Origin of the sequence: Aeromicrobium sp., from assembly GCF_014378035.1 — a bacterium.
Taxonomy (GTDB): domain Bacteria; phylum Actinomycetota; class Actinomycetes; order Propionibacteriales; family Nocardioidaceae; genus Aeromicrobium.
The window spans coordinates 1-10162 of record NZ_JACMOM010000242.1; the positions used below are offsets into that span (position 1 = coordinate 1).

Sequence of the window (10162 nt, forward strand, 5' to 3'; positions counted from 1 at the left end):
AAGTAGGACGAGTAGAAACAGATGAGATAACTCGTCTCAACCCGTTAATTGATCGTCTGTGCAGGTCAGACGCGTATGGCCACCAACTCGGCAGGACTGGTGTCGGCGCGGTCCAGTCGCGTTTCGCCTGGTCAGCGTGTGAATCTCTCATTAGATGAGAGATTCTCCGGTACGATCTAGTTGTGGAAATGCTTCCAGGGTCTGTGCCAAGGATTCTCGCTGCTGGCGAGGTCGGGCTGCTGCGCGCTGATGAACAGGTGTTCGCGGCGATGCTGGACGGCTGGCGGGCACAGATGCTGGCGCGGGGTCTGACAACGGCGACGATCAAAAGCATGTGCGGAACGGTGACACGTTTCCAGCAACATACGAACGAATATCCGTGGTCCTGGCGGCCACAACATGTCGATGAGTATTTTGCTGATCGGCGCAGTCTTGTCGATAAGCCGATGTCGCTGTCGACGTTGCGTTCCTACAGCGGATCTATCCGGGCGTTCTGCGCCTATGTGACGGATACCCGCTACGGTTGGGCCGAGTTCTGCGAGCAGGTCTTCAATGACGTCCCGAGCCAGGTGGTGTTCGAGTGGAACTCGCCGCGGCACAGTACCGATGATGCTGTGCCCGCCGGCCGGCGGGCATTCACCAAGACGGAATTGCAGGCATTCTTCGATGCCGGAGACGATTTGGTTGACCGCGAGCACGCGGCTGGCACGAAGCGCTGGTTGCCAGCCCTGCGGGACTCGATCGCGTTCAAGGTCGGCTACGCCTACGGTCTGCGACGCCGCGAGCTTGCCATGTTGCAATACGTCGACTTCGGTCCGAACCCTCATGTCCCTGAATACAAGGGGTTCGGTGCTGTTCAGGTGCGGTGGGCCAAAGGCACCGCCGGCTCGGGGCCCCGGCGCCGAACTGTGCTGACCGCGCCGGAGTTCTCGTGGGTGGTTGACCTGCTGCAGTTCTGGATATCACCGGCCGGTCGCGAACGATTCACCACAGCCGACCGCTCATTGGACATGTGGCCCTCAGAGCGCACTGGCCGTCTGGGCATCCGGTCGTTCGACCGGTCGTTTCAACTATTTCGTGCAGCGGCCGGAATCCCGGCGGAGTTGACCTTGCACGCTTTGAGGCATTCCTATGTCACGCATCTGATCGAGGCCGGCTATGACCCGTTGTTCGTGCAACAGCAAGTCGGACACTCGTACTCATCGACGACAGCGCTCTACACCTCTGTCTCGAGCGACTTCAAGCAGAAGGTAGTGCAGAAGATGATCGCGCACCGCATCAGGAAGGAGTCAGACAATGCCTGAGCAACGCAGGATCGGCTACCACTGGAATCTGCGCCAGATCATGGCTACACGCAACCTGTGGAAGACCACCGAGCTCATCCCCTTGCTCCGTTCGCGAGGGATCAATCTCTCGAACGCCCAGGTTCACCGTTTGGTGACCAGTCCCCCTGAACGCATCCCGGCACGGACCTTCGCGGCCTTGTGCGACATCCTCGAATGTGGACCCGGAGACCTCTTCGAACCGTTCGTCGAGATGCGTGCCGCGGCCACCGCGAACGCGCCGAAGGACCCCGCTGAGCTCGGAGTCCGGCCCGGTGATCCGATCGCCAAACGGGTTCGCCTGGTTCGTGACAACACCGACGACACGGATGGCTAGACCTCGCAGACCTGGGGATCCTGACCGGTGGCCGGAAGGCTGTGACCGCTGCTACGGCCACTACCAGGTCGTGACGGTCTGGCAGAGCCGCGGGATCTGCGGCTACTGCTATCAGGCGGCCAAACGGATCACCGGAGTCTGCGACTGCGGGCATGAGGGTGTTCTGCCTGGCATCATTAACGATCGCCCGGCTTGCCGAACCTGCTCCAACATCAAGTTGAATGTGGACTGCAAGAGCTGCGGTGCTGAGGCTGAGCTCTACAGTGGCGGCCACTGTCAACGATGCGTTCTGACCGACACTGTCGACCGTCTCCTGACCAGCCCCGACACGGGCCAGATCACCCCTCCCCTGGTGCTCATCGCGGACGCGTTGAAGAAGATGGAACGGGCCAATAGTGGGCTGACCTGGATCCGCCAGAAACACGTGAACGACTTTCTGCTCGAGCTCGCCCGCCGACCGGTGATCACCCACGAGGCTTTGGACGCTCTCCCGCCGAGCCGAACCCTGGACTACGTGCGCGGACTCCTCGTCGAGCACCATGCGCTCCCCCAACGCGACGAACTCCTCGCCCGCTACGAACGCTGGGCGACCGGCGCACAAAAACGAGTCGTCGACCATGACCACCGCGACGTGATCGCCCGGTTCATCCGATGGGGCATGCTTCGCCGGATGCGGACCATGGATAGCGTGTCGAACGGGACCTTCCTTCGGTCGAAGCAAACGGTGACGGTGGCGATCGGCTTTTGCAATTGGCTCACCGAGCGAGACCAAACGCTCTTCTATCTCAATCAGTCCTATGTCGACCGTTGGCAAGCTGAAGGCCCCACGACACGCGAACTCGTCAGCCGCTTCATCAGCTGGACATCGAAGGCCAAGATCACCCCGCCGGAAATCACCGTCGCACCACACCGCCGCGGAACCACGCCCCGCATGCCGCACGAGCAGCAACGCGACGCGATCGATCTCGCAGTCCATAGCGATGAGATGACCCAACGGGACAGGCTCGCAGCAATCCTAGTGCTGGTCTTCGGCCAACAGATCGAGAAAGTGGTCACTCTGACCTGGGACGACATCACACTCACCGACCGAGATGTCTTGATTGATCTGGCGGGGTTCCCGATTCGCCTCGATCCGCCGCTCGATCAACCGATCCGCGACCTCGTGGCAGCTCCCCTGCACTCACGGACAGCGGCACACCCGAATTCATCGTGGGTGTTCCGCGGCGCCAAACCAGGGCGACACATCGATCCGGCACACCTACGGGCGCGGCTCAAACCAACCTTTCCAACACTCGAAGCCAGGCTCGGGACACTCCACGAACTCACACGCCTCGCACCCGTGGCAGTCATCGCCGAGGTCCTCAATTACTCGCCGCAGACCATCGAGAAACACGCCAACGCGTCGGCCACCGCCTACTCCCAGTACGTCGCGAATCGCCGAACGTCAATTTGAACCACCCCTGGTCGGGTGGAGGTTCTTTACCTCCCACCTGGTAAGTGGACCCGCAGCTTCCCGAATGACACCGTTTCGTCTGGGTTGAACGTAATCTTCAGAGTCCCGTCTGGCACCTTCGTCTTGCGATGCCACGGCTTGCGCCTCAGCTTTCGAGCGCGACTCGCCTCGACACTCGTCCACCCGACGCGGTGCTGGCCGACCATCACTGGAACCGTCGAATAGTCGCGACCCAACTGAAGCCAGACACGAACTTTGCACGACGGGACCTTTCCCTTGGTCAATGTGCGGCACCTCTCCAGAGTCTCCGGCGACTCCACGTCGGGCCTGAATATCAACGTCTGCTTCTTCACGTCGCCGCTGACCCACCCCACGCTGAGCAGCCTCTTCCCAGGCGGTGGCAGCAGCCACTCCGGCAACTCCGGATCATTGATGATCGCTCCGATGTCGCGAGCCAACGACATGAACTCGGCACCTACTTGCTTGGTGAGGAACCAGCTTATCCGCCTTGGAGGAACAGCAGCCGACCACGCTGACTGCCACAACGACCATTCGTCCTCGTCCGGCTCGTAGCCCGCGCGATCGAACTCTTCCTGAAGCACAGTCGCTGAGTCGAGGCCGCCCCGGGACTTCCGACGCCGCCATGCGCGCTTGTATGCAGCGAAGACCTGCGGCTCAAAAGCATCATCAGGGTCGACTTCGTCAGGCATCGCTTCATAGTAGGAGATGGCCGCTCCCGGGCGTGGCTATTTGGCATCCGGGACTCACCACTCGACCTACTTCAATACGTCCCTTTGCCAGTTGATTTGCTGTCTGCCGATGGGACGTGCCATGGAATCCACGCGATCATTCATCCGCTTCCCTGTGACCTATCCCGAGTCTCGCAACAGTGTTTGCATATGTTCAACGTGGCAGGGACTTGAAACGCATCGTTGCGAGACAAGCCGAAACCCCGGATTGCTCGGATGCGGTTTGTCTCACCGGGCTGTCTCGCAAGCCACGGGTTACGACAACCATCGTGCCCCGTCCGGAGTACCTGAGCGGGAGTCGTTTGCGGGTGTCTGATGTTGGCTGGGCCGCAACATTGTCGCCCCAAAACACGCTCAAGCCACGTGACTTTACAACGTATGCCGCTGAATCGGCCTTGGGAACTGAATCCCTCTCCAGTGCCGCAGCAAGTCGTTCAAGCCCTGTCAAGAAATAGTCGAATCGACTCGCTCACTTGCACTGGGGGCCGTGTAATCGCGATTTGCTCTCGAAGTTCGTTGCGAAATTCGTCCGTCATGTTTGAAACCTTGATTTCTAGGCGATTGCCGTCGTTCCAGACCAACAGGAGTGTTGTCGCTGGCTGATACGGGATCCATTCCGCCCTAGCTTCGACCAACCCGTAGAACGGGAAACGGCGGTCTCTCCCACGGCTTGTCTCGACAATGAAATCGGGCCAAATCACAAGTTTGCGAGGTCGCGTTGACGCTACGACAAGTCCGATCCCCACCAAAACCACAGCTATCGAAATGATCCTCAAAGAGCCCGAAAGAGTGAATGCGGCGACTAGAGCCAGGCCGACCAACACAGCAATGCGATCAAACATAAGCCCAGCACGTGTGCCATCCGGATAGGACTTTGGACGAGAGGAGTCAAAGTCGAACACGTTTTGCAGCCTACCGTCGCCCATAGACGCCTGAGTTCCAAGCATTGTGTCCGTACCAAATCGTCACGGTTGATGCCCGAAAGGCGTGACGAGCTCCTCGAGCATGTCCGGAAACCCTCCAAGCGCGCCCGTACAGTCCACCTTGTCCACGACCTTCGAAGCTGGTCACAGCCCGCCGGACTCTGGAAGCCTTTCGACCCGAGCCGCGAATGAGGCCCGACCACTTTCCGCGGCCGCCGGTGAGCGCGTTAAAAGCCATGCCCCGCATCGCCGCTCGCGCCTTCCTACCCCGTCCTCCCAATGCGTAGCCCGCTGCGGAGACTCCGCCAAGCGCGAGAGACGCAGCCTGGCACTGCGCTAAGGGGCACCACCCAAGTGCTGAAGATCCTCGGCCGGCCCATTTTCCGACCCCCCTGCTGAACCCCCTCCACTTCTTCTTGCTCCAACCCCACTCGCCAGAAAGGTCGAACATGTTGATCGGGTCAACCGGGTAGGTGTAGGTGTTGTCGTTGCCTCCGGCGACGGGGTCCCGACTCAGGAATGTGGCGGTGGTGGGGTTGTAGAGGCGGGCACCCATGAGGGTGAGGCCGCCGATGGTGTTGGCGTCGCGTTGTTTGGTGCCGAGCCATCCGTACCGTTCGGGCGTGTTCGCATTGTCGCGAGCTAGCCCGTATTCGGTGTATTCGGTGTAGGAGTCGATCCCTGTGCCGCCGACGGCGACGGTGGCTGCGATGTCGCTGTGCATGTTTGGGAGTTGGATTTTCGCGGTTCCGTCGGAGCCGGCGATGATGCCCAGGTCTCCGGCAAGGGAGGCGACGTTGCGGCCCCACGCAGCGCCCCACGTTGTGGCGGCGTCGGGGCGGGTCCTGGTTTCGATCCAGACCAGGGAGTCGCCTGACCCGTCGTAGTGGTTCGTTGATTCGGTCAGCGAAACCCCACCGGTGAGGTTTTTGGTCACCGATAGCCTGCCTGCCGCGTCGAGGGTGAAGTCTTGAGCCTTCGTGGCGGTGACACCGTCCTCGGTGACTGGCTGACTGAGAGTCGCGACCATGTCGTTGGTGTGGTACTCCACGCTCAGGGCCCCACCGCCTGCACTGTTGGAGGTGTGGGCAGCGGGGACGGTGTTGGTTCGTCCGAGTTCGTCGTAGGAGTATCCGGTGGTGGTGATCCGGTCCGCCGCGTCGAATGCGCTGGTCACGCTGGACGAGGAGGTGCTGTTCTGGCAGGCTCCACCGGTGACGGGATCGTAGGAGTTCAGGCTGGTGCGGTTCGAGTCACCACTGAACCCGTACGTCCGGGTGGTGCAGGCTCCGTCGATCGTGTCTTGGACCTTGGTGAGCCGCTCGCGGTCATCGTAGGTGTAGGACTGCGTCGATCCGGTCCCGGTGGTTTCGCGGACCCTGCCGTCGGCGTCGACCTTCGACGAGTACGCCAGCAGCGGCCCGCCGCCCTGCTCGTAGGTCAGGGCGAGGTCGTCGCCGGTGACGTCCTTGGTCCATGTGGCTTTGATGCCGCCAGGGTAGTTCTGTTCGATCAGGTCACCGGAGGCGTCGTAGGCGCCGGTGAACACATCCGGCCCGGACGCCAGTCCCACATCAAGTGAGGTGACCAGGCCACGACGTTCAGCCTTCCCACGGGAGTCGGTGCCGTTGTAGGTGTAGTTGTAGGTGCCTTTGCCGTCGTTGGCTGTGGCAACCCGCCCCGCCGCGTCATACGTGGTCGTGGCGGTGTTCCCGGCACCATCGGTTCGCGAGGTCGTCCTTCCCCACGAGTCGTAGCCCGTGGTTTGGGTCTGGGTGCCGTTGGACACCGCTGTTACGGCGCCTGTGGTGGGCGAGTACGTCGTGGTGGTCGCCGGCACCGCGCGATCAGCCTTGGCGAGCCCACTGGTTGTGGTCGACGACGTGGTTGTACGTCCGGCCGGGTCAAACTCTGAGATGTCGACGCGGGTCACCGCGCCGGACGCTTCTTCGACCCGGGTCGGGGACAGCATGATCGAGTATCCGGTGGTGGAGGTCGCCGGGATCGGCTGACCGCTGCCGGGCTGACCGGCGGGGCCAGTCCAGCAAACTTCGCCGGCCCAGGCCGGTTTGGACCGGCACTCAGAGCGTGAGGCCGAGGTGTCGGCGGTGTAGTAAACGGTATTGGTCGAGCGGGTGTCCAAACCGGGACCGTCGGTGGTCTCGGTGCCCTGAGGAGTGCGGGTCTCGATGATCTTGCCCTCGGTGTCGAAACGGGTCAGCGTTGTCGACCAGCCGGACCCGTCCTGAGTCAGCCCCCGGGTGGGGATCTTGAGCTGCCAACCGTCGCCGTCGCCGGCCGAGACCGGATCGTAGCGGTAGCGGGTCTTCTTAGTGTCGAACAGGTTCCCATCGGCGCCTGGGCTGGTTCGGTCGGTGACTGAGGTCCGCTCCTCGACCGCCAAACCGAAGCCACCAGCGGGCACATCGGTGGTCGGGCGTCCTGGCATCAGCGAAGCGTCGGCCTCGTCGTCATACACGGTCTGGGTGACCGTGCGGCCCACGACGGGTGTGCCGTCATCGAGCAACATCTCCCGCATCGGGTCGTAGGTCTCCTCGACCCGGGTCCCGCCGGTGTTGTAGACCGTCAAGGTGGCGTACTTGTCAGCCGCGCCAGCTGTTTCGGCGGTCGTGTTCCCCTCGGCGAGTGCTTTGCTGCGGCCTTCTGCGTCCAACGACCAGGTCTTGTTGCCCAAGGTGTCGTAGCGGGTGGAGTCGACCTGCCATGCGCCGGCACCGTAGGAGGCCGTGTTGGTGGTGCGACCGGCTTGGGTGAAGTACGACAGGTCGGCGTACTCGTACTGCGCTGCGGTGGGTGTGCTGTCGGGCACCTGGTCGGGCCCGAACACCGCGGTGCCACCGGTCGGGGCGGCGGTTCGGTCCTGTCCCCAGGTGCTGGTGGCGTCGGCCGAAAGGTTGGGCAGGCCGTCACCGTTACCGGCCAGGGCGAGGTCGTACTTGACCGTCCATACGGCGTCGCCGGAGCCGGCGGCGGCGTCTTGGGCGCGCAGGACCTTATATATTTTGCCGCCGTCGGTGTATTCGAACCGCCATGGCTTCAAGCCGGGCTCGGTGATTTTGGTGATCTTGGTCTTGCCGTCGATGGTGGCGTACTCGTATTCGGTCTTCAATGCCGAGGCGCCGTCTGCGACGCGCGGATCCCACATCGCGGTGAGCTGGCCTGAGCCGTTGTAGGTGTACTTGGCGACGCTGATGGTGTTCATGCCGGACGTGCTGCCGGGTTTGCCGTCCGTGCCCGGTTTGGGGTCCCAGATCCGCAGCTTGACCTCGGTCAAACGCTTGTCGGCACCGGTTCCGGTGTAGACCAGCTGCAGGGCCCGGCAACCCGGCTCCTGGCTGCTGGTGTCACAGGCCACACCGGCCGGTGCGGGAGCGAAGATCCACGACACCGTGCCATCCGTGTTGTGGGCGTAGGTGGTAGTGGAGTTGTCCTCAAGTGACACGACCTTCTCGATGGTCCAGACCCCTGTGGTGCCGCGCACAAAGATGGTCTTGGTGCCGTCCCATTCGGTTAGCGTCAGCCGGTGGGTGATGCCGGTCTCTCCGGTCACCGCGGCCAACTTGAGGGTGTCGTCGTCCAGGGCAGTCTCGCCCACACCGTTGTAGGTACCGACCTGTTGGGCGCCGCGGGTCTTGGACGAGTGCAGGTAGACGTACGACTCGCCCTCTGGGCTGATCAGCTGGAACGTGCCGTCGGTGCCGGTACGGTCCGTCACCCTGAACCCGGCAGCCCCTTCCTCGGGGCCGGACAGGTCCGCGGTCCAGCCGGGCCCGAACACCCCGGCCGGTCCAGCCGGCTCAGCGGCCATAGTCAGGTGCGAACGCCCCAGCGTCAGCGATTCGCCGTAACCGGGAACGTCGACATCGTCCTCGGACAGCTGGAATTCACCGGTGAACAACGCGGCCTGGCCGGGGCCGAAGTCCTCCGTTGGGAATGACCCGCCGAATGCGTGCGGGACCACCTGGACCCGTTGCAACGGGGACACCTTGGTCACCGAGCCCGGGTAGGAGAACGCGACCCGCACCTCGACCAGGGCGGGGGCGCTGATGCCGGACTCGGCCCGCGGGTCCCAGATCAGCCGTGGAGTTGTCGACAGGTCAGTGCCGGACACCGATCCTGACCATGCGCTGCCGTCGGTGGCCTTCTTGACCTCGGTGGCATCCGTCCAACCGGTGGTGGTGTCGCCTTCGGTGGTCGGTGCGAACCGCCATTGAATCTTCGCTGAAGCTGCGCCGGGAGGTGCTGCGGCGTTCACCGGGAACGTTGACGTGGACCTGTCATCCTTGTTGGGTTCTGTCAGGACCGCCGAACCGGTGCCGAAGGTGAACGACTTCCATGGCGACACCGCACCCGCCCTGGTGCGGGAACGGGCCTCGACCTGGGTGAAACCAGAAGCCGGGACCGCCAGCGATGGGCCGGTGGCCGAGCCACCAGCCAAAGTCAACGGCGACTTGGCAGCGGTGTTGACCCTCCAATCGATGTCCGCACCCGCGGAGCTGGTGAACGTACACGCGGTGCTCGACGCAGGCGAGTTCTCATACCACTGGCCGTCCGCGAAGTCTGTGCACGCAACGGCGGGCACCGCAGGAGTTGTGGTGTCCACAGTGAATGTCCGCCAGGCCGACCAGGACCCGACGACACCGTACAAATCAGTTGCTTTCGACCGGGCGACATAGGTGGACCCGTTTGTCAGCGCGGTGCCGGAGGCGCACGACGCCGTCGCGCCGGAGGACACCAACGCCGTCGTACATATCGCCGACACCGTCGAGCTGGACGTAGAGGGCCGGGCCTCAGTGGTGTATTTGACCTTCGACGCCTCGGCGTCGGTCGCCGACGTCGACCACGTCGGGGTCGCCGAGGAGACGTGAAGGCTGTTGTCCCAGGTCCGCGAGGCCGACGAGGTCGGAACCGCAGCCTGATTCGGAGGCCCGTTGTAGGTCACTGAAAGGTACGGAGTGCGTGCCGCGGTGCTGCAGCCGGTTCCGCTTTGGGGGTTCATCGAGCAGAAGCGGCGCTCGTAGGAGGAGGCGGTTTCGTCGGCCGCGTGGAGCCGGATGCCTTGCATGTCTACGGTGCCGTTGGACCAGGCCTGTGCCATGGCAGTCAGGTTGATCTTGGTCCAGCCAGCCGCGCATCCGCTGGTACCACGGTTGTCCTCGACGTTTGTTGCTCCGTTACCTGCTACCGCCGCAGGTTTGTTGGCCCAGGTGATGGTATCTGACCAGTTGGTCCCGACGGGGTAGATGTACATGCGGCGATCAGAGCAGGTGTAGGAGTAGTACTGGTACAGGCCGAGTTCGGCCTTGAGGATTTTGACTTTCGTGTTCTCTATCGCCCCGCTGTAGAACTTCAGGTAC

Annotated in this window: 7 protein-coding genes and 1 pseudogene; 5 read left to right on the plus strand and 3 right to left on the minus strand. The window is 62.8% G+C overall.

From position 1 onward, the window contains the following. Positions 1–188: 188 nt before the first annotated feature. From H7290_RS12540 to H7290_RS12550, 3 genes are all read left to right on the plus strand, one after another. On the plus strand, positions 189–1304 hold the full coding sequence (locus H7290_RS12540) for a site-specific integrase (protein WP_290514359.1): 1116 nt from the start codon (positions 189–191) through the stop codon (positions 1302–1304). Continuing rightward, on the plus strand, positions 1297–1659 hold the full coding sequence (locus H7290_RS12545) for a helix-turn-helix transcriptional regulator (RefSeq protein WP_290514353.1): 363 nt from the start codon (positions 1297–1299) through the stop codon (positions 1657–1659). Before H7290_RS12540 ends, H7290_RS12545 begins: the two co-directional genes overlap by 8 nt. Before the next feature lie 70 nt (positions 1660–1729). Then, positions 1730–3112, plus strand: coding sequence for a hypothetical protein (locus H7290_RS12550; protein WP_290514354.1), 1383 nt, complete (start codon positions 1730–1732; stop codon positions 3110–3112). A 26-nt stretch (positions 3113–3138) separates the two neighbouring features. Here H7290_RS12550 and H7290_RS12555 read toward each other — a convergent pair whose 3' ends face one another. Both H7290_RS12555 and H7290_RS12560 read right to left on the minus strand, forming a co-directional pair. Then, a complete protein-coding gene (locus H7290_RS12555; protein WP_290514355.1) occupies positions 3139–3822 on the minus strand; it encodes a hypothetical protein in 684 nt (227 codons plus the stop codon). 951 nt (positions 3823–4773) lie between these two features. Next, positions 4774–9060 carry an RHS repeat-associated core domain-containing protein gene (locus H7290_RS12560; protein ID WP_290514356.1) on the minus strand — a complete coding sequence of 1429 codons (4287 nt, stop codon included), beginning with the start codon at positions 9058–9060 and terminating at the stop codon, positions 4774–4776. A gap of 13 nt (positions 9061–9073) precedes the next feature. Between H7290_RS12560 and H7290_RS12565 the strand changes: the two genes are divergently transcribed. Next, positions 9074–9481 carry a hypothetical protein gene (locus tag H7290_RS12565; protein WP_290514357.1) on the plus strand — a complete coding sequence of 136 codons (408 nt, stop codon included), beginning with the start codon at positions 9074–9076 and terminating at the stop codon, positions 9479–9481. Next, positions 9482–9673, plus strand: a complete 192-nt coding sequence (locus H7290_RS12570; RefSeq protein WP_290514358.1) for a hypothetical protein — start codon at positions 9482–9484, stop codon at positions 9671–9673. Between the two features lie 80 nt (positions 9674–9753). Here H7290_RS12570 and H7290_RS21365 read toward each other — a convergent pair. Continuing rightward, a pseudogene (locus tag H7290_RS21365) lies at positions 9754–10158 on the minus strand (DNRLRE domain-containing protein); the annotation flags it as partial. Between the last annotated feature and the right edge of the window lie 4 nt (positions 10159–10162).